The 19350-nt window shown below is 72.8% G+C and carries 13 protein-coding genes; 5 read left to right on the top strand and 8 right to left on the bottom strand.

The window, feature by feature from the left end:
* The first annotated feature begins 48 nt into the window (after positions 1-48).
* A complete protein-coding gene (locus AC0B61_RS09965) occupies positions 49-1476 on the top strand; it encodes an amino acid permease (RefSeq protein WP_471740143.1) in 1428 nt (475 codons plus the stop codon).
* 133 nt (positions 1477-1609) lie between these two features.
* Here AC0B61_RS09965 and AC0B61_RS09960 read toward each other — a convergent pair whose 3' ends face one another.
* The gene (locus tag AC0B61_RS09960) at positions 1610-2242 is read right to left on the bottom strand and encodes a mycothiol-dependent nitroreductase Rv2466c family protein (protein WP_471740142.1); all 633 of its coding nucleotides are present in this window, start codon (positions 2240-2242) and stop codon (positions 1610-1612) included.
* Between the two features lie 225 nt (positions 2243-2467).
* Here AC0B61_RS09960 and pepN point away from each other — a divergent pair, with 225 nt between their 5' ends.
* Positions 2468-5071, top strand: coding sequence for an aminopeptidase N (pepN, locus tag AC0B61_RS09955; RefSeq protein ID WP_471740141.1), 2604 nt, complete (start codon positions 2468-2470; stop codon positions 5069-5071).
* A 141-nt stretch (positions 5072-5212) separates the two neighbouring features.
* On the opposite strand, the gene acnA is transcribed toward pepN, so the two are convergent.
* From acnA to AC0B61_RS09940, 3 genes are all read right to left on the bottom strand, one after another.
* Positions 5213-7873 carry an aconitate hydratase AcnA gene (acnA, locus tag AC0B61_RS09950; protein ID WP_471740140.1) on the bottom strand — a complete coding sequence of 887 codons (2661 nt, stop codon included), beginning with the start codon at positions 7871-7873 and terminating at the stop codon, positions 5213-5215.
* 183 nt (positions 7874-8056) lie between these two features.
* Positions 8057-8212: a hypothetical protein gene (locus AC0B61_RS09945; RefSeq protein WP_158834822.1), complete on the bottom strand. Its 156-nt coding sequence runs from the start codon at positions 8210-8212 to the stop codon at positions 8057-8059.
* A complete protein-coding gene (locus AC0B61_RS09940) occupies positions 8209-9270 on the bottom strand; it encodes a hypothetical protein (RefSeq protein WP_471740139.1) in 1062 nt (353 codons plus the stop codon). The genes AC0B61_RS09945 and AC0B61_RS09940 overlap by 4 nt, the downstream gene beginning before the upstream one ends.
* 29 nt (positions 9271-9299) lie before the next feature.
* Between AC0B61_RS09940 and AC0B61_RS09935 the strand changes: the two genes are divergently transcribed.
* Together AC0B61_RS09935 and AC0B61_RS09930 are read left to right on the top strand one after the other, a co-directional pair.
* A complete protein-coding gene (locus AC0B61_RS09935; RefSeq protein WP_471740138.1) occupies positions 9300-9647 on the top strand; it encodes a hypothetical protein in 348 nt (115 codons plus the stop codon).
* A 114-nt stretch (positions 9648-9761) separates the two neighbouring features.
* Positions 9762-10295, top strand: a complete 534-nt coding sequence (locus AC0B61_RS09930; RefSeq protein ID WP_471740137.1) for a superoxide dismutase family protein — start codon at positions 9762-9764, stop codon at positions 10293-10295.
* 68 nt (positions 10296-10363) lie between these two features.
* On the opposite strand, the gene argF is transcribed toward AC0B61_RS09930, so the two are convergent.
* From argF to AC0B61_RS09915, 3 genes are all read right to left on the bottom strand, one after another.
* Positions 10364-11365 (bottom strand): ornithine carbamoyltransferase, encoded by a 1002-nt coding sequence (argF, locus tag AC0B61_RS09925; RefSeq protein ID WP_471740136.1) that lies wholly within the window; start codon positions 11363-11365, stop codon positions 10364-10366.
* A 242-nt stretch (positions 11366-11607) separates the two neighbouring features.
* Complete coding sequence (locus AC0B61_RS09920) at positions 11608-14262, bottom strand: polynucleotide kinase-phosphatase (protein ID WP_471740135.1); 2655 nt, start codon at positions 14260-14262, stop codon at positions 11608-11610.
* On the bottom strand, positions 14259-15905 hold the full coding sequence (locus AC0B61_RS09915; protein WP_471740134.1) for a 3' terminal RNA ribose 2'-O-methyltransferase Hen1: 1647 nt from the start codon (positions 15903-15905) through the stop codon (positions 14259-14261). The genes AC0B61_RS09920 and AC0B61_RS09915 overlap by 4 nt, the downstream gene beginning before the upstream one ends.
* A gap of 140 nt (positions 15906-16045) precedes the next feature.
* On the opposite strand from AC0B61_RS09915, the gene dapD reads away from it, so the two are divergent.
* Entirely contained in the window at positions 16046-17050 is a 1005-nt protein-coding gene (dapD, locus tag AC0B61_RS09910; RefSeq protein WP_471740133.1) for a 2,3,4,5-tetrahydropyridine-2,6-dicarboxylate N-succinyltransferase, read from the top strand.
* A 134-nt stretch (positions 17051-17184) separates the two neighbouring features.
* Here dapD and helR read toward each other — a convergent pair whose 3' ends face one another.
* The gene (helR, locus tag AC0B61_RS09905; RefSeq protein WP_471740132.1) at positions 17185-19344 is read right to left on the bottom strand and encodes an RNA polymerase recycling motor ATPase HelR; all 2160 of its coding nucleotides are present in this window, start codon (positions 19342-19344) and stop codon (positions 17185-17187) included.
* Positions 19345-19350 lie beyond the last annotated feature (6 nt).

Raw genomic sequence — 19350 nt, 5'->3', positions numbered from 1 at the left:
GATATTGGACAACTCATGCCGCATACCGCACAGTCTGGAACCACCCCTATGGCCCCCACCTCCGCGTCCACCGCGCCCGGGACCACCGACGCCGGCACCCGGCCGGCCGACGGCCCGGCCCCGGGCGGCCAGCAACTCGCCCACGGGCTGAAGCAGCGCCACCTGTCGATGATCGCCCTCGGCGGCGTGATCGGCGCCGGCCTCTTCGTCGGCTCGGGTGCGGGCATCGCGGCCGCCGGGCCGGCGATCATCCTGGCCTTCGCGTTCTCCGGCCTGCTGGTCATGCTGATCATGCGGATGCTCGGCGAGATGTCCGCGGCCCGCCCCGCCTCCGGCTCGTTCTCGGTGCACGCCGAGAAGGAGATCGGCCCGTGGGCCGGGATCACCGCCGGGTGGATGTACTGGGTGATGCTCTGCTGCGGCGTCGCCGCCGAGGCCACCGCGGCCGGGAAGATCGTCAACGGCTGGATACCGGGCGTCTCCTCGTGGGTCTGGGTCGCCCTGTTCATGGTCTTCTTCTGCGCCAGCAACCTGACCGCGGTGAAGAACTTCGGCGAGTTCGAGTTCTGGTTCGCCACCATCAAGGTCGCGGCGATCATCGCCTTCCTGGTCCTCGGCGGCCTGGGCATCGCCGGGGTGATCGGCCCCGGCTCCCCCGGCACCGGCAACCTCACCGGCCAGGGCGGCTTCCTGCCCACCGGCGTCAACGGACTGATCGTCGGCCTGCTCGCCTCGGTCTTCGCGTACGGCGGTCTGGAGACCGTGACCATCGCCGCCGCCGAGTCCGACGACCCCAAGAAGAACGTCGCCAACGCCGTGCGCACCGCGGTGTGGCGGATCGCCATCTTCTACATCGGCTCGATGGCCCTGGTCGTCACCCTGGTCTCCTGGAAGGACCCGGCGGTCGTCGCCGACGGCCCGTACGTCACCGTGCTGAGCCACCTCGGGGTGCCCGCCGCCGGGGCGATCATGCAGGTCGTGGTGCTGGTCGCACTGCTGTCCGCGATGAACGCCAACATCTACGGCGCCTCGCGGATGGCGTACTCGCTGGTCGGCCGCGGTCAGGGCCCCAAGGCGCTGGCCAAGGTCAGCGGCGGGGTGCCGCGCCGGGCCGTGCTGGCCTCCTGCCTGTTCGGCTTCGGCGCCGTGCTGGCCGCCAAGTTCTGGCCGGACACCGTGTTCACCTGGCTGATGAACACCACCGGCGTCGCGATCCTGGTGGTCTGGCTGTTCATCTGCGCCGTCCAGCTGCGGATGCGCCGCCGGCTGGAGCGCGAGGCGCCCGAGCTGCTCACCGTCAGGATGTGGGGCTACCCCTACCTGACCTGGCTCGCGATGGCCGCCGTGGCCGGCATCCTCGCGCTGATGACCACCACCGACGGCAACCGGCAGCAGCTGTACGCGGCCGGGGTGCTGGTCGCGCTGCTGGTGGCCGCCGGGCTGTTCAAGCAGCGCCGGGACGCCGCCGCCCGCTGAGCCCCCGAACGCGGCAGGGCCCCGGTACCGAGCGGTACCGGGGCCCTGCCGCGTGTCCGGGGCCGTGTGTCCGGGGCCGTGTGTCCGGGGGCCGCGGGGTCCGGGGCCGCGGGTCCAGGGCTGTGGGGCCCGGCTACTCGAAGGACGGGCCGGCCGTCCGGGTGCGCTTGATCTCGTAGAAGCCCGGGGTGGAGGCCACCAGCAGGGTGCCGTCCCAGAGCCGGGCCGCGGCCTCGCCCTTGGGGGCGGGGGTGACCACCGGGCCGAAGAAGGCCACCCGGTCGCCGTCCGCGCCCTCGACCGCGATCACCGGCGTGCCGACGTCCTCGCCGACCAGCGTGATGCCCTCCTTGTGCGAGGCGCGCAGGGCCTCGTCGTAGACGTCGGTGTCGGCCGCGTCGGCCAGCTCGGCGGGCAGGCCCGCGGCCACCAGGGCGGCCGTGACGGTCTCCCGGTTCTGCGGCAGGCCCTGGTTGTGGAAGCGCAGGCCCAGCTCGGTGTACAGCCGGCCGAGCACCTCCTCGCCGTGCTGCTCGGCGGCGGCTATGCACACCCGCACCGCGCCCCAGGCGTTGTCCAGCAGCGCGCGGTAGTTCTCCGGCAGGTCCCGGTGCTCGTTCAGCACCGACAGGCTCATCACGTGCCAGCGCACGTCGACCGGGCGCAGCTGCTGGACCTCGATCAGCCAGCGGGAGGTCATCCACGCCCACGGGCAGGCCGGGTCGAACCAGAAGTCGGCGGTCTTGCGCTCAGCGGCAGTCGTCACTGCTGTCGTCCTTCGTGAGGTGATCCGGGCAGGAGGGAATTCCGCCCCGCGAGCCCCAACACCCGCCCGGCGCCGCTGATTCCGCCCCGGACGCGACGGCCGGTGCAAGGTACCGACGGCGCGGAGCGTGAAAGGATGGCCGCGCGTGCGCGGCCACCACCGCACACCGAGACCCGCACCACCCAGACGCGCACCACCGTGCGAGCCGGACAAAGGAGTACCGCCGTGCCGGGCAAGAACCTCAGCCGCGACGAGGCCCAGCAGCGGGCCACCATCCTGGCCGTGGACGGCTACCGGGTCCGGCTGGACGTGACCTCGGCCCCGGACCCGGCCTCCGCCACCTTCCGCTCCACCACCACGATCGCCTTCCGCTGCTCCCAGCCCGGCGCGGGCACCTTCCTCGACCTGCTCGCCCCCGCCGTCCGCTCGGTCACCCTCAACGGCCGCGCCCTCGACCCGGCCACCGCCTACGACGGCGCCCGGGTGCACGTCGACGGCCTGGCCGCCGAGAACGTGCTCACCGTCGAGGCCGACTGCGCCTACAGCCGCACCGGCGAGGGCCTGCACCGCTTCGTCGACCCGGTGGACGGCGAGACCTACCTGTACACCCACTTCGAACCGGCCGACGCCCGCCGGGTGTTCGCGAACTTCGAACAGCCCGACCTGAAGGCCCCGTTCACCTTCACCGTGACCGCCCCGGCCGCCTGGGACGTGTGGTCCAACGCCCCGCACGAGACGGTGGCCGCCCAAGGCGGCGCCCGCACCTGGGAGTTCGCGCCGACCAAGCCGATCTCCACCTACCTCACCGCGGTCGTCGCCGGCCCGTACCACGTCGCCCGCGACCACTACAGCCGCGAACTCGCCGACGGCACCACCCTGGAGATCCCGCTCTCCGCGATGTGCCGCAAGTCCCTCGCCCCGTACTTCGACGCGGACGAGATCCTCGGCGTCACCAAGCTCGGACTCGACTTCTTCCACGAGGAGTTCGCCTACCCGTACCCCTTCGGCAAGTACGACCAGGCCTTCGTGCCCGAGTACAACATCGGTGCGATGGAGAACCCCGGCTGCGTCACCTTCCGCGAGGAGTTCGTCTTCCGGTCGAAGGTCACCGACGCCGCCTACGAGGGCCGGGCCAACGTCATCCTGCACGAGATGGCCCACATGTGGTTCGGCGACCTGGTCACCATGCGCTGGTGGGACGACCTGTGGCTGAAGGAGTCCTTCGCCGACTTCATGGGCTCCTACGGCCTGATCGGCGCCCGCACCCGCTACTCCTCCGCCTGGGTCACCTTCGCCAACCAGCGCAAGGCGTGGGCCTACCGGCAGGACCAGTTCCCGACCACGCACCCGATCACCGCGGACATCCGGGACCTGGAGGACGCCAAGCTCAACTTCGACGGCATCACCTACGCCAAGGGTGCCTCCGTCCTCAAGCAGCTGGTGGCGTACGCCGGTTCGGAGTCCTTCTTCGAGGGCGCCCGCCGCTACTTCCAGCGCCACGCCTTCGGCAACACCGAGCTCACCGACCTCCTGGACATCCTGGAGGAGACCAGCGGCCGCGACCTCAAGGCCTGGGCCGCCGCCTGGCTGCAGACCGCCGGGGTCAACGCGCTCACCCCGCAGGTCACCACCGACGCCGAGGGCCGGATCACCGAACTGGCCGTCCTCCAGGACGGCACCGCGAACGGCGGCACGGACGGTTCCGCGGCTCCGTCGCGCGTCCTGCGCCCGCACCGCATCGCCGTCGGCCTGTACGACCGGGACGGCGACGGCGCGCTGGTGCGCACCGGGCGGATCGAGCTCGACGTCACCGGCGCCCGCACCGTGGTCCCCGAGGCGGTCGGCCGCCCCCGCCCGGCGCTGGTGCTGCTCAACGACGACGACCTGACCTACTGCAAGATCCGGTTCGACGAGGAGTCGCTGGAGACCCTGCGCACCGGCCTCGGCGACATCCACGGTGAGCTGTCCCGCGCCCTCGCCTGGTCCGCCGTCTGGAACCTCACCCGCGACGGCCTGATGCCGGCCCGCGACTACGTCGCCCTGGTGCTGCGCTTCGCCGGCCAGGAAGGCAACATCGGCGTGCTGCAGTCGCTGCACGCCCAGTCCAAGACCGCCGTCGACCTGTACGCCGATCCGGCCTGGCGCGCCGAGGGCGGCCGGCTGCTCGCCGACGGCGCCCTGCGCGAGCTGCGCGACGCCGTCCCCGGCAGCGACCACCAGCTGGCCTGGGCCCGCTTCCTCGCCCAGACGGCGGGCGGCGCCGAGCACCTCGGCCTGGTCCGCGGCCTGCTGGCCGGCAGCGCCCGGATCGACGGCCTGGACGTCGACCAGGAGCTGCGCTGGTCGCTGTGGCTGGCGCTGGCCGCCGCCGGCCAGGCCGGTGACGAGGAACTGGCCGCGGAGCTGGCCGCCGACAACACCGCGAGCGGCAAGCGCCAGTACACCCAGTGCCTGGCCGCCCGGCCCACCCCGGAGGCCAAGGCCGCCGCCTGGTCGGCCGTCGTCGACTCGGACGAGCTGCCGAACGCCCTCGTCGAGGCCAACATCGCGGGCTTCGCACTGCCCCCGCACCGCGACCTGACCGCCCTCTACGCGGCGCCGTACTTCAAGCTGCTGGAGAAGATCTGGGCCGAGCGGACCATCGAGATCGCGATGCGCTTCGTCGGCGGCTTCTTCCCGAGCGCGCAGACCGACGAGCAGACCGTGGCCGAGGCCGACGCCTGGCTGGACGGCCACCCGCAGGCGGCGCCGGCGCTGCGCCGCCTGGTGCTGGAGCGCCGCGACGAGCTGGCCCGCGCGCTGCGGGCACAGGCCTGCGACCGGGCCTGACGCGCGTCGCAGGCCCGACGGAGGGCGGACGACGGAAGGGGGCCCACCGGTGTGGTGGGCCCCCTTCCGCGCGTCGGTCGCGGTACGGCGAAGGGGCCGGACCGCGCGTGCGGTCCGACCCCTTCAGGCGCTGGGCGCGGCTCAGCCGATGAGCGAGCGCAGCACGTACTGCAGGATGCCGCCGTTGCGGTAGTAGTCCGCCTCACCGGGGGTGTCGATGCGGACGACCGCGTCGAACTCCTTGCTGGTGCCGTCCGCGCCGACCGCCTTGACCTTGACGGTCTTCGGGGTGCGGCCCTCGTTGAGCTCGGTCACGCCGGTGAAGGAGAAGGTCTCCTCGCCGGTCAGGCCGAGGGAGTCGGCGTTCTCGCCCTCCGGGAACTGCAGCGGCAGGACGCCCATGCCGATCAGGTTCGAGCGGTGGATGCGCTCGTAGGACTCGGCGATGACGGCCTTGACGCCCAGCAGCGCGGTGCCCTTGGCGGCCCAGTCGCGGGACGAGCCGGAGCCGTACTCCTTGCCGGCCAGGACGACCAGCGGGACGCCGGCGGCCTGGTAGTTCTGCGAGGCGTCGTAGATGAACGACACCGGCGCGTCGGCCTGGGTGAAGTCGCGGGTGTAGCCGCCCTCGGTGCCCGGCGCGATCTGGTTGCGCAGGCGGATGTTGGCGAAGGTGCCGCGGATCATCACCTCGTGGTTGCCACGACGGGAACCGTAGGAGTTGAAGTCGCGCTTCTCGACGCCGTTGGCGGTCAGGTACTGCGCCGCCGGGGTGCCGGGCTTGATGTTGCCGGCCGGGGAGATGTGGTCGGTGGTGACCGAGTCGCCCAGCTTGGCCAGGACGCGGGCGCCGGCGATGTCGGTCACCGGGCTCGGGGTCTTGGCCATGCCCTCGAAGTACGGGGGCTTGCGGACGTAGGTGGACTCGGCGTCCCACTCGAAGGTGTTGCCGGTCGGCACGGGCAGCGACTGCCAGCGGTGGTCGCCGGCGAAGACGTCCTGGTAGCCCTTGTCGAACATCGCCTCGTCGATGGAGCCGGCGACGGTGTCGGCGACCTCCTGCTCGGTCGGCCAGATGTCGGCGAGGAAGACGTCGTTGCCGTCGGCGTCCTGGCCCAGGGCGTCCCTGGTGATGTCGATGTTCATGTTGCCGGCGAGGGCGTAGGCGACCACCAGCGGCGGGGAGGCCAGGTAGTTCATCTTGACGTCGGGGTTGATCCGGCCCTCGAAGTTGCGGTTGCCGGAGAGCACCGAGACGACCGCGAGGTCGGACTCGTTGACGGCGGCCGAGACCTCCTCGGGCAGCGGGCCCGAGTTGCCGATGCAGGTGACACAGCCGTAGCCGACCAGGTTGAAGCCCAGCTTCTCCATGTACGGGAGCAGGCCGGCCTTCTCGTAGTAGTCCATGACGACCTTGGAGCCGGGCGCCAGGGTGGTCTTGACCCAGGGCTTGACGCGCAGGCCCTTCTCCACGGCCTTCTTCGCCAGCAGGGCGGCGCCCAGCATGACGGAGGGGTTGGAGGTGTTGGTGCAGGAGGTGATCGAGGCGATCACGACCGCGCCGTTGTCGATCTCGTAGGTCGAGCCGTCGGGGGCGGTGACGGCGGTCGGCTTCGAGGCCTCGGCGGAGTAGGTCGGCAGCGCCTCGGCGAACTTCTCGGCGGCCTCGGCCAGGATCACGCGGTCCTGCGGGCGCTTCGGGCCGGAGATCGACGGGACGACGGTGGAGACGTCCAGCTCGAGGTACTCGGAGTAGACCGGCTCGACCGACGGGTCGTGCCAGAGGCCCTGCTCCTTGGCGTACGCCTCGACCAGGGCGAGCTGCTGCTCGTCGCGGCCGGTGAGCTTGAGGTAGTTGATGGTCTCGGCGTCGATCGGGAAGATCGCACAGGTCGAGCCGAACTCCGGCGACATGTTGCCGATGGTGGCGCGGTTCGCCAGCGGGATGGCGGTGACGCCCTCGCCGTAGAACTCGACGAACTTGCCGACCACACCGTGCTTGCGCAGCATCTCGGTGATGGTGAGCACCAGGTCGGTCGCGGTGGTGCCGGCCGGGAGCTGGCCGTTGAGCTTGAAGCCGACCACGCGCGGGATCAGCATGGAGACCGGCTGGCCGAGCATCGCGGCCTCGGCCTCGATGCCGCCGACGCCCCAGCCCAGCACGCCCAGGCCGTTGACCATGGTGGTGTGCGAGTCGGTGCCGACGCAGGTGTCCGGGTAGGCCTGGCCGCCGCGGACCATGACCGTGCGGGCCAGGTGCTCGATGTTCACCTGGTGGACGATGCCGGTGCCCGGCGGGACGACCTTGAACTCGTCGAAGGCGGTCTGGCCCCAGCGCAGGAACTGGTAGCGCTCCTTGTTGCGGCCGTACTCGATCTCGACGTTCTGGGTGAACGCGTCCTTGGTGCCGAACTTGTCGGCGATGACGGAGTGGTCGATGACCAGCTCGGCCGGGGCCAGCGGGTTGATCTTGTCCGGGTCGCCGCCCAGCTCCTTGACGGCCTCGCGCATGGTGGCGAGGTCGACCACGCACGGCACACCGGTGAAGTCCTGCATGATCACGCGGGCCGGGGTGAACTGGATCTCCTGGCTCGGCTGGGCGTCGGCGTCCCAGTTGCCGAGGGCGCGGATGTGGTCGGCGGTGATGTTCGCGCCGTCCTCCGTGCGGAGCAGGTTCTCCAGCAGCACCTTGAGGCTGTACGGCAGCCGCTCGGAACCCTCGACGGCGGAGAGCTTGAAGATCTCGTACGACTCGTCGCCCACCTGCAGCGAGCTGCGGGCGTCGAAGCTGTTCGCGGACACGACTGACTCCTTCTGGGTGCTTCGTGCGATATCCGGCCGCCATGCGGTGATAAGGTCAGCCTTACTTAGGCTTGCCTTGCCCGCATCGCCGGTGAGCGCCTCTCGGCAAGTATCTTGATGTCGAGATATATCGTAGGGCGCAGTTATCTCGATGTCGAGATAAACCATAGTGCATGCCATGACTCACTGGTCGTCCGGGCCGCGCCGCTTGCGCTCCAGCCTGATCAGCCAGACCGCTCCCGCCACCACCGCGGCTGCCATCAGCAGCACCACCACCAGCTCACCACCGGAACCGCCGGTCGGCGAGGGGGCGATGTCCGCCAGCAGGATCGTCCTCATGTCTTCACCTCCGCTCCACGTGCGCTCTCCCGAGGTCCACCCGCCGGCCCCTCGGCCCGGGCCCGGTCCACGCCCAGACCGAGCACCAGCACCAGCAGCACCGGGAACTCCAGATAGGCGTGGTAACTCGCCAACGCCGCGTACAACGACCGGCCCTGCGCGTAGTCCACCGCGAACAGCAGCGCCAGCAGCACACCCGCCCCCGCACCCAGCGCCCATGCCCGTACGCCGCGCAACGCGGGCACCCGGGCGTCGAAACGCTCCGCCGCCTCCGGCGCGTACCGGGGCAGGAACCAGACCCACACCACGTAGTGCATCGTCTGCAGGAAGGCGAACACCGCCAGGAAGCGCAGACCCGCCACCGGCGTCAGCCAGGCCGGCGGGGTGTAGGCGGCGGCCAGCCGGTCCGTCCACCCGCCGGGGCGCTGCGACAGCAGGCCGTCCAGCAGACCGCTCAACAGCAGCGCCGGAACCAGCACCACCCAGGCGCCCTGCAGCGCCAGGAACGCCGCGCGCCCCCGCCGCAGCCGGCGCGACCACTCGACCAGGAACAGCAGCGGCACCACGTTGTGCAGGTGCGCCAGCACGACGAAGTGGTACGCCGGGAACGCCAGCGACAGCGCGCCCGCCCCCAGCAGCAGCGCCCCGCTCCCGGCCAACGGCCACGGCCGCCCGCGCAGCCCGTACCGGCAGGCGGCCGCCAGCAGGCCGTACGCGAGCAGGATCTCCGCCGACTGGGACACCCGCGAAGGCGGCAGCAGACGGCACAGCACGATGCCCGTCACCAGCACCAGCAGCAGCCGCAGCAGCGGGCCCGCCAGGACGGCGGCGAAACGGCCCGCCACGTAGCGCAGCTCCAGCACGTTGTGCAGCAGGCCGAAGCCGGCCAGACCCAGCACCGCCAAGCCCGTCGGCGCCCGTAGGGCCAAGGCCAGCGCCAGGGCGGCCGACAGTGTGAAACCCGCGAACGGCGCGGCGCCCAGCCGGGCCGCCGGGCCGGGCGCGGGCCAGACCGGCGCGGCCGCCGACACCGGTGCGGGTGCGACCTCGGTGGCCATGGTCCCCTTCCCGTGGCACGATCCCCGCCGTGCCCTACGCCCTCGCCCTGACCCTGACGCTGCTGGTCGAGGTCCCCGTCTACACCGTCGCGCTCACCCGGGCCGGCGGCCTGCGGCCGTCCCGGGCCGCCGTCGCCGCCGTCCTCGTCAACCTGGCGACGCACCCACTGCTCTGGTCGTCCCTGCGGCCGTACTCCACCGGGCCCGCCGCAGCGTACTGGACCGCCTTCGGGCTCGGCGAGGCCGGCGTCTGCCTCGCCGAGGGCGCCCTGCTCGCCCCGCTCACCGGACTGTCGCCGCGCACCGCGCTCCCCTGGGCCGCCTCCGCCACCGCCAACGCCGCCTCGGTGCTCGCCGGGCTGCTGCTCGGACGCTGAACCGGCCGCCCTCGGGCGGGCCGCCTGCCGCCGCCGTTCGCGGGCACCGGTGTCCTTCGCGGGCCGGTGCCGTTAGCAGGGGGACCGTCGCCCCGCCCGTGGAAGGCCCGACCGATGACCCCTCCGCTCGCCGCCGCCCTACTGCCGCTGACCCTGCTCGCCCCCGCCGCCTCGCCGGTCTCCGTCATGGAGGCGGACTTCGACCCGGCCACCGCCTTCGTCCCGCCGGCCGCCGTCAGCTACGCGACCGACCTGGTGCCGTACGGCTCGCACGCCCGGGTGGTCACCGACCGCTCGGTGCCGGGGCGGACGGTGCTCACCCTGACGGTGTCCGGGCTCGCCCCCGACCACGAGTTCCCGACACACCTGCACACCGGCGTCTGCGGGGCCGACCCGGCCGCCTCCGGCCCGCACTACCAGGACGCGGTCGACCCGGTGCAGCCGTCCACCGACCCGGCGTACGCCAACGAGCGCAACGAACTACGGCTGGTGCTGCGCACCGACGGGCAGGGCGAGGGCTCCGCCACGGCCGCGGTGGACTGGCAGCCGCGGCCGGACGAGGGCCGCTCCCTGGTGCTGCACGCGGGCACCCCGGCCGGCCCGCACGCGGCGGGCGACCGGGTGGCCTGCGTCAAGCTCGGCAAGTAGCCCCGCAGTTGAATAGCCCGCGGGGAGTGGCCCGCGGTACAGCGGCGTGCCGCGCGTGGACCCGTCGCTCAGGAGCCGAGGGTGGCGACCAGGACGGCCTTGATGGTGTGCAGCCGGTTCTCGGCCTGGTCGAACACGATGGAGTGCGGCGACTCGAACAGCTCGTCGGTGCACTCCAGCTCGGTCATGCCGGTCGCCTCGTACATCTGCCGTCCGAGCACCGTGCCGAGGTCGTGGAAGGCGGGCAGGCAGTGCAGGAACTTCACGGCCGGGTTGCCGGTGGCCCGGACCGTGTCCATGGAGACCTGGTAGGGCTTGAGCAGCTCGATCCGCTCGGCCCAGACCTCCTTGGGCTCCCCCATCGAGACCCAGACGTCGGTGTAGAGGAAGTCGGCGCCGGCCACACCCTCGACCACGTCCTCGGTGAGGGTGATCCGGGCGCCTGTCGACTCGGCGACGGCCTGGGCCGCCTTCTGCACGTCATCGGTCGGCCAGAGGGCACGCGGGGCGACGATCCGGATGTCCATGCCGAGCAGGGCGCCGGTGACCAGCAGCGAGTTGCCCATGTTGGAGCGGGCGTCGCCGAGGTAGGCGAGGGTGACGTCGGCGAGCGGCTTGACGGTGTGCTCGGTGACGGTGAGCACGTCGGCCAGCATCTGGGTGGGATGCCACTCGTCGGTGAGGCCGTTCCAGACCGGGACGCCGGCGTGCTCGGCGAGTTCCTCGACGATTTCCTGGCCGTGGCCGCGGTACTCGATGCCGTCGAACATCCGGCCGAGCACCCGGGCGGTGTCCTTGATGGACTCCTTGTGGCCGATCTGCGAGGCCGACGGGTCCAGGTAGGTGGTGGTGGCGCCCTGGTCGTGGGCGGCGACCTCGAAGGCGCAGCGGGTGCGGGTGGAGGTCTTCTCGAAGATCAGCGCGATGTTCCTGCCGCACAGCCGGGGCTGCTCGGTTCCCGCGTACTTCGCCGCCTTGAGCCCGGCGGCGAGGTCCACCAGGAAGCGGAACTCCTGGGGCGTGAAGTCGAGCTCCTTGAGGAAGTGCCTGTTCCGGAGGTTGAAGGCCATACCGGGCTCCTGGTGCGACGGGACGAGGTGGAAGGCTGGCAAGTGTATACGACGGTTGGAATTTCTATACAGACGGGGATCGTTGGAGAGGGGGAGCCCCCCGGTGGGCTCCCCGCCGTACGTCGGCTTCGCCCGGCTGTCCTCCTCCCCCCGGTGTCCGTCTCCCCGGTGTCCGTCTCCCTGGTGTCCGGCTCCCCCGGTGTCCGTCTCCCCCGGTGTCCGCCTCGCCCCGGTGTCCGCCGCTACAGCCGCGGGTCGACCGGCTCCGACTCCAGCGCGAGCACCGCGAACACCGGCTCGTGCACCCGCCACAGCGGCTCCCCGGCCGCCAGCCGGTCCAACGCCTCCACGCCCAGCGCGTACTCGCGCAGCGCCAGCGAGCGCTTGTGGCCCAGCGCGCGCTGCCGCAGCCGGTCGAGGTGCTCGGTGTAGTCCGGGCCGTAGACGATCCGCAGGTACTCCCGCCCGCGCACCTTCACCCCGGGCTGCACCAGCCCGCCCGGGCGGCCCTCGCCGCGCGAGGTCCGCACCAGCGAGGCCAGCGGCTTGACCACCATGCCCTCGCCGCCCGCCCCGGTCAGCTCTTCCCACCAGGCGGTGGCGGCGGCCGTCGAGGCCGCGTCCCCGGTGTCGACCAGGACCCGGCCGGTGCGGTGCAGCACGGGCTCCGTCCCGTCGCCCTTCCCGTCGTCGGCGTCCACCAGGCGGTCGATCCGGGCCAGGTGCTCGTCGTGCGGGCGCACCGCGAGGTTCGCCCCCTCGGCGGCCAGCAGCTGGAACGGCGCCAGCCGGATGCCCGCCAAGCCCTCCGTCGGCCAGCAGTAGCGCCGGTACGCCTCGGTGAACGCCCGCGCGTCGGCGGACCGCTGCCGATGGCGGGCGGTCAGCCCGGCCAGGTCCAGGCCCCGCCCGGCCGCCCGCTCCAGCGCCGACAACACCTCCGGCAGGGCGGCGCCCGCCGCCGCGCCGACCGCCGCGTACTGACGGCGCAGCAACTCCACCGCCTTCAGCGACCACGGCATCAGCTCGGCGTCCAGCAGCAGCCAGCCGGTGTCCAGCTCCTCGAACAGCCCGGCGCGCTCGGCGGCCGCCCGTACCCGGTCGAGCACGGCGGCGGTCAGCCCGTCGTCATCGAGGAACGCGCGGCCCGTCCGGGTCCAGATCGCGCCCGGGCCGGCCACGCCGAAGCGGCGCTCCAGCGCGGCCCCGTCCCGGGCGACCAACAGCACCGCGCGCGAGCCCATGTGCTTCTCCTCGCACACCAGGTGCCGCACGCCGTCCGCGCGGTAGGCGAGGAAGGCCTCCTCCGGGTGCTCCAGGTAGCCGTCCCGACGGGAGGCCGCGCTCGGCGCCATCGTCGGCGGGAGGTAGGCGAGCAGCCGCGGGTCCAGCGCGAAACGGCTCATCACCTCCAGGGCGGCCGCTGCGTTCTCCTCCCGGACGGCGACCCGCCCGTGCAGACCGGTCTCGACCACCCGGCGTCCGGCCACGTCGGAGAGGTCCAGCGGACGGCCCTCCCGGGCACCCGGCGCGTCCGTGATCAGCGGACGCGCCGGGGCGTACCACTCGCGCTCGGCTCCTACGCCCACCAGCTCCCGCTCCGGGTAGCGCAGCGCCGTCAGACTGCCGCCGAAGACGCAGCCGGTGTCCAGGCAGACGGTGTTGTTGACGAAGCTCGCGGCCGGCACCGGCGTGTGGCCGTAAACCACCAGCGCCCGGCCGCGGTACTCCTCGGCCCACGGGTAGCGCACCGGCAGGCCGTACTCGTCGGTCTCGCCGGTGGTCTCCCCGTACAGCGCGTGCGAGCGGACCCGGCCGGAGTCGCGGCCGTGGTACCTCTCCGGCAGACCGGCGTGGCACACCACCAGGGCGCCGCCGTCCAGCAGGTAGTGGCTGACCAGGCCGCGCATGAAAGCGCGCACCTCGGCCCGGAACTCCTCGGACTCGCCCGCCAACTGGTCCAGCGACTCCCGCAGGCCGTGGGAGACGGTCACCTTCTGGCCGTCCATCGCCCGGCCCAGCTTGCTCTCGTGGTTGCCCGACACGCAGATCGCGTGGCCGGCCGCCACCATGCCCATCACCAGGCGCAGCACACCCGGGGTGTCGGGGCCGCGATCCACCAGGTCGCCGACGAAGGCGGCGGTCCGGCCGGCCGGGTGCGCGGCGTCCACCGGACGGCCCTCGGCATCCCGGGCGAGGGTGTAGCCGAGACGGGTCAGCAGGGTCTCCAGCTCGGAGCGGCAGCCGTGGATGTCACCCACGACGTCGAACGGGCCGGTGAGGTGGCGCAGGTCGTTGTCGCGCCTCTCCAGCTCGATCCCGGCCGACGCCACCCCGGCCTCGCCGCGCAGGACGTGCACCTTGCGGAAACCCTCGCGCTCCAAGCCGTGCAGGGAACGGCGCAGCTCGCGGTGCTGGCGCGGGACGACGTGCGCGGGCAGCTGCCGGTCCGGGCGGGAGCGGTTGCGCTCGGCGCACACCCCCGGCGGGACGTCCAGGACGATCGCGATCGGCGGCACGTCGTGCTCGCGGGCGATCCCGACCAGCCGGCGCCGCTCCTCGGGCTGCACGTTGGTGGCGTCCACGACGGTCAGCCGGCCGGCCGCCAGGCGCTTGCCCACGATGTAGTACAGGAGGTCGAAGGCCTCCGCGGAGGCGGACTGGTCGTTCTCGTCGTCGGCGACCAGGCCCCGGCAGAAGTCCGAGGAGACCACCTTGGTGGGCAGGAAGTGACGGCGGGCGAACGTGGACTTGCCCGCGCCGCTGGTGCCGATCAGGACGACGAGGGAGACATCGGTGACGGGGAGGCGGCGGGGGACGGTGGCCCCGGTCGCTTCGGCTGCAGAGTCCGCTGCTGCGGCTGCGGGATCGGTGGCGTCGGCTGCGGCGTCGGTCATCGGGATTCGCCTCCTTCGGGCGTCGTCAGCTCTGCGGTCGTCGGATCGGCGGTCGTCGGATCGGCGGTCGTCGGATCGGCGGTCGTCGGATCGGCGGTGGTCCGGAACAGGGCGAGCTGGGTGGGTGCGCCGACCTCCTCGTCCTCCGGACCGACCGGGCGCAGCACCACGGTGTAGCCGTAGGCGGCCGCGACCTTCTCGGCCCAGGCACGGAACTCGGCGCGGGACCACTCGAAGCGGTGGTCGGCGTGCCGGGCGCCGCCCGCCGGCAGGCTCTCCCAGCGGACGTTGTACTCGGCGTTCGGCGTGGTGACCACGACCGCCCCCGGGTGGGCGGCACCGAACACGGCGTACTCCAGGGCGGGCAGCCGAGGCAGGTCCAGGTGCTCGACCACCTCGCACAGCACCGCCGCGTCGAAGCCCTTCAACCGGGCGTCGGTGTACGTCAGCGCGCCCTGGGCCAGCGTCACCCGGGCCGCCTGCCGCTCCGGCAGCCGCTCCAGGCGCAGCCTGCGGATCGCCGCCTGCAGCGCCCGCACGGACACGTCCACGCCGAGGATCTCGGTGAACCGGGCGTCCTTGAGCAGTTCGCCGATCAGCTCGCCCTGACCGCAGCCGAGGTCGGCCACCCGGGCGGCGCCCGTCTCGTGCAGCGCGGCGAGGATCGCCGTGCGGCGCTGCTCGGCGAGGGACGGCGGACGGGGCCGCTCCGGCTCCTGGGCCTGCCTGCCCGGTTCCTGAGCTTCTCCCGGTTCCTGCGCTTTCCCCGGCTCCTGGGCTTCCCCTGGCTCCTGGGCCTCCTCGGGCCGGTCGTCGACCGCGTTGTCGATCTCCTCGGCCTCTCGGTCGTCCGCCTCCGCCAGCCGGGCCAGCTCCAGGCGCTCCATCGCGGCCCGGGTCAGCGACCAGCGCCGGGCGAGGTAGCGGCGGGTGATCCAGGCTCGTTCCGGGTGGGCCGCCAGCCAGCCCTCGCCGGCGGCGAGCAGTTTGTCCACCTCGTCCGGGGCGACCCAGTAGTGCTTGGCGCCGTCCAGCGCCGGCAGCAGCACGTAGAGCTGCTGGAGCGCGTCGGCGAGCCGTACGGTCTCGGAGGCGAGCGCGATCCGCACGTACCGGGAGTCGCCCCACTCCGGGAACGCCTCGTCCAACGGGATCGCCGTCGCCTCGACCCGCCAGCCCAACGGCTCGAACAGCCGGGCCGCCAGTGCCGGGCCGCCGCCCTCGCCCGGGCCGTTCGCGGGCACGGCGGGCAGCTCGATCCGCAGCGGGCGGGCCTGTCCCGGCAGTTCGGGGCGGGCCGGGCAGTCGCCCTTCATCGCGGACCGGAACACCGTCCGCAGCGCCACCGCGAGCAGCGAGGACGCGGCGTACGGGCGGTCGTTGACGTACTGGGCGAGCGCGAAGTCGGGCGAGCCGCCGCGCCCCCGGCCGTCGCCCCGGCCCTTGCGGACGAGCGCGACGGGGTCGACCTCCAGCAGCAGCGCCGCCGTGCAGACCTCGGCCCCCGCCTCGGGGTAGAAGACGTGGGCCTCGCCGTGCGACGTCGTGAACCGCTGGACCTTGCCGGGGTGCTTGTGCAGCAGGAACCCGAGATCGGTGGCCGGGCTCGCGGCGCTGCCGGTGGTGGAGATCGACATGAACACCCGTCGAAGTATCGTCCAGCCGCAACGCCCTGAGCACCGATTTTTCCACCCCGCGCCCCGCCGGCCAGGGCCTCCGTCCGTCCCGTCCGCACGGTGGGCGTGTTCGGCACGGGAGCCCCGCATTGGCTAACGTGCACGATGTGACTGCTGAATCCACCTCCCTCGAATCGACCTCCCCGGCGAACGGCGCCGTGGCCGCCGGCCTGGCCACCATCGCCGCCGACGGCACCGTCCTCGACACCTGGTACCCCGCCCCGGCGCTGGCCGCCGAGCCCGGCCCGGCCGGCACCGTCCGCCTGACCGCCGAGCAGGCCGATGCCGAGCTCGGCGCCGGCGCGGCCGAGGCGCTGCGCGCCGACGCGCGCCGAGGCGTCGAGGTGGTCGCCGTGCGCACCACCATCGCCTCCCTGGACGAGAAACCGCTCGACACGCACGACATGTACCTGCGTCTGCACCTGCTCAGCCACCGCCTGGTCAAGCCGCACGGGCAGAACCTGGACGGCATGTTCGGCCTGCTGGCCAACGTGGCGTGGACCAGCATCGGCCCCGTCCCGGTGGACAAGGTCGAGCAGGCCCGCCTCGCCGTGCGTGCCCAGGGCGGGCAGCTGGCCGTCTACGGGATCGACAAGTTCCCCCGGATGACCGACTACGTCGCCCCGACCGGTGTGCGCATCGCCCACGCCGACCGCGTCCGGCTCGGCGCGTACCTGGCCGCCGGCACCACCGTGATGCACGAGGGCTTCGTCAACTTCAACGCCGGCACGCTGGGCACCTCCATGGTCGAGGGCCGGATCAGCGCGGGCGTCGTCGTAGGCGACCACAGCGACATCGGCGGCGGCGCCTCGATCATGGGCACCCTGTCCGGTGGCGGCAAGCAGGTCGTCTCGGTCGGCGAGCGCTGCCTGCTCGGCGCCAACGCGGGCATCGGCATCTCACTCGGCAGCGACTGCGTGGTCGAGGCCGGCCTCTACGTCACCGCCGGCACCCGGGTCACCACCCCGGACGGCACGGTGGCCAAGGCCGTCGAGCTGTCCGGTCAGGACAACCTGCTGTTCCGCCGCAACTCGCAGACCGGCGCGGTCGAGGTCATCGCCCGCTCCGGCTCCTGGGGCGGCCTGAACGCCGACCTGCACGCCCACAACTGACCTGCGGGCACAGCTTCTTGGGGTCCGGTGCCGCTCGGCTCCGGGCCCCGCTCGCGTTGCGGGCCCGCGGCGGCGGCTCCTCTCGCTCTCCCTCCGATCTCCGTTCTCCGTGTCTTTTCCTCCTCCCTCCTGCCTCACGCACTCCTGAGGATCACCAGCCGCTGGGTCGCCCGGGTCATCGCGACATAGCGGTCGACGGCTCCCTCGATGCCGCCTCCGAACGCCTCCGGGTCGACCAGGACGACCAGGTCGAACTCCAGCCCCTTCGACAGCTCCGGGGTCAGCGACCGGACCCGCGGCCTGGCCCGGAAGTCGGATGCGCCGATCACACAGGCGACTCCCTCGGTGTGCTCGGCCAGCCAGCCGTCCAGGATCGCGTCCAGCTCGGACACGGCCCCGTGGCCGACGGGGATGCCGCTGCTGCGCACCGAGGTCGGGACGTTGGCGTCCGGCAGCGCGGCCCGGATGGCGGGCTCGGCCTCGGCCATCACCTCCTCCGGCGTCCGGTAGTTGATGCTCAGCGAGGCCACCGTGGTCCGGTCGAGTCCGATCCGCGCCAGCCGTTCCTGCCAGGACTCGGCGAAGCCGTGCCTGGCCTGCGCGCGGTCCCCGACGATGGTGAAGCTCCGGGACGGGCAGCGCAGCAGCAGCATCTGCCACTCCGCGTCGGTCAGCTCCTGCGCCTCGTCCACGACGATGTGCGCGAACGGGCCGGCCAGCGGCTCCGGATCGGCGACCGGCAGGGCGGTCTGGTCGACCAGGCTGTCCTGGAGGTCCTGCCCGCGCAGCATCGTCACCGCGCCCTCACCGTCGTCGTCGGCCTGCAGCAGGTCGCCGATGACGTCGGCCATGCGGGCGCGTTCGGCGGCGGCCGCGGCCTCGTGCCGGCGCTGCCGCTGAGCCGCCTCCGGATCACCGAGCCGCTGCCGCGCCGCGTCCAGGAGCGGCAGATCGGGCACCGTCCAGGCCTGGGGCGCGTGCTTGCGCTGCAGCTTGCGGACCTCCTCGGCGTCGAGCCAGGGCGCGCACATCCGCAGGTAGGCGGGCACCGACCAGAGGTCTCCGACCAGGTCGGCCGCTTCGAGCAGCGGCCAGGCCCGGTTGAGGGTCTCCACCAGCTCCCGGTCCTGCCGCAGTGACCGGCGGAACAGCTCGGGTGACACCTCCTCGTCGTCCCCGTCGAGCTTGTCCATCAGGATCGCGGCGAGTTCCGCCCAGATCTGCTCGCGCGCCTCGTTGTGCGGGGTGCCCGGGTCGGGCGCGTCGAACGCGTCGGACCAGTCCTCGGCGCTCAGCCATACGTCGCCCCAGTGGGTCGTGACCGCCATGCCCTCGGTGGGCGGCTCCTCGTAGAACCGGACGGCCTTCTCGATCGCCTTCACCATGTCGACCGAGGACTTCAGCCGGGCCACCTCCGGGTCGGCCTCGGCCTCCGCCACCGCACCCTCGGCGACGAGGTCCCGCAGGGTGCAGGTCCGCACGCCTTCCTCGCCGAGGCTGGGCAGGACGTCGGCGACGTAGGCCAGGTACGGCTGGTGCGGGCCGACGAACAGCACGCCGCCCCGCCGGTGGCCGAGCCGGGGATCGGAGTAGAGCAGGTACGCGGAGCGGTGCAGGGCGACGACGGTCTTCCCGGTGCCGGGCCCGCCGTCGACCACGAGGGCGCCCCGGGATCCGGCCCGGATGATGGCGTCCTGGTCGGCCTGGATGGTGGCCAGCACGTCCCGCATCCGGGCCGACCGGTTGGCGCCCAGGCCGGCGATGAACGCGGACTGGTCGTCCAGCGCGGCGTGCCCCTCCAGAGCCTCGGCGGCGAACACCTCGTCCCAGTAGTCGCCGATCAGGCCGCCGCTCCAGCGGTACCTGCGGCGGCTGACCAACCCCATCGGGTCGCCGTGGGTCGCCGCGAAGAACGGCTCGGCCGCGGGCGAGCGCCAGTCGACCAGCAACCGGCGGCCCTCGCTGTCGGTGAGGCCGAGCCGCCCGATGTACACCGGCTCGGGGTCGTCCGCGCCGACGACGTGCCCGAGGCACAGGTCCAGGCCGAAGCGACGCAGGGCGCGCAGGCGCCCGGTCAGCCTGTGGACCTCGATGTCCCGGTCCATCGCCTGCCGGCCGAGACCGCCCGGCGCCCGGAGCAGGTCGTCGAGGCGGTCGGACAACTCGGCGATCGTCTGCTCCAGGCTCTCCGCGATGGCAGCGAAGTGCCGCTCGTCACGGCCGATGAGTGCCGGGTCGGCCTTGGCGGCGAGGCGGTCGGGGAGGTCGAACGCACTGGTGGTCAGGGGGTTCATGGCATC

It is taken from the genome of Kitasatospora sp. NPDC023385 (assembly GCF_055664045.1).
Note: the sequence above shows the minus strand (reverse complement) of the source record. Positions and strands in the feature narration are given on the sequence as shown.

Excerpts from the sequence above, each read along its gene's own strand:
- AC0B61_RS09940 (WP_471740139.1), bottom strand. The coding sequence starts at position 9,270 with ATGGCCACCGAGGTCGCACCCGCACCGGTGTCGGCGGCCGCGCCGGTC.
- AC0B61_RS09930 (WP_471740137.1), top strand. The coding sequence starts at position 9,762 with ATGACCCCTCCGCTCGCCGCCGCCCTACTGCCGCTGACCCTGCTCGCC.
- helR (WP_471740132.1), bottom strand. The coding sequence starts at position 19,344 with ATGAACCCCCTGACCACCAGTGCGTTCGACCTCCCCGACCGCCTCGCC.
- argF (WP_471740136.1), bottom strand. The coding sequence starts at position 11,365 with ATGGCCTTCAACCTCCGGAACAGGCACTTCCTCAAGGAGCTCGACTTC.
- AC0B61_RS09945 (WP_158834822.1), bottom strand. The coding sequence starts at position 8,212 with ATGAGGACGATCCTGCTGGCGGACATCGCCCCCTCGCCGACCGGCGGT.
- AC0B61_RS09965 (WP_471740143.1), top strand. The coding sequence starts at position 49 with ATGGCCCCCACCTCCGCGTCCACCGCGCCCGGGACCACCGACGCCGGC.
- AC0B61_RS09920 (WP_471740135.1), bottom strand. The coding sequence starts at position 14,262 with ATGACCGACGCCGCAGCCGACGCCACCGATCCCGCAGCCGCAGCAGCG.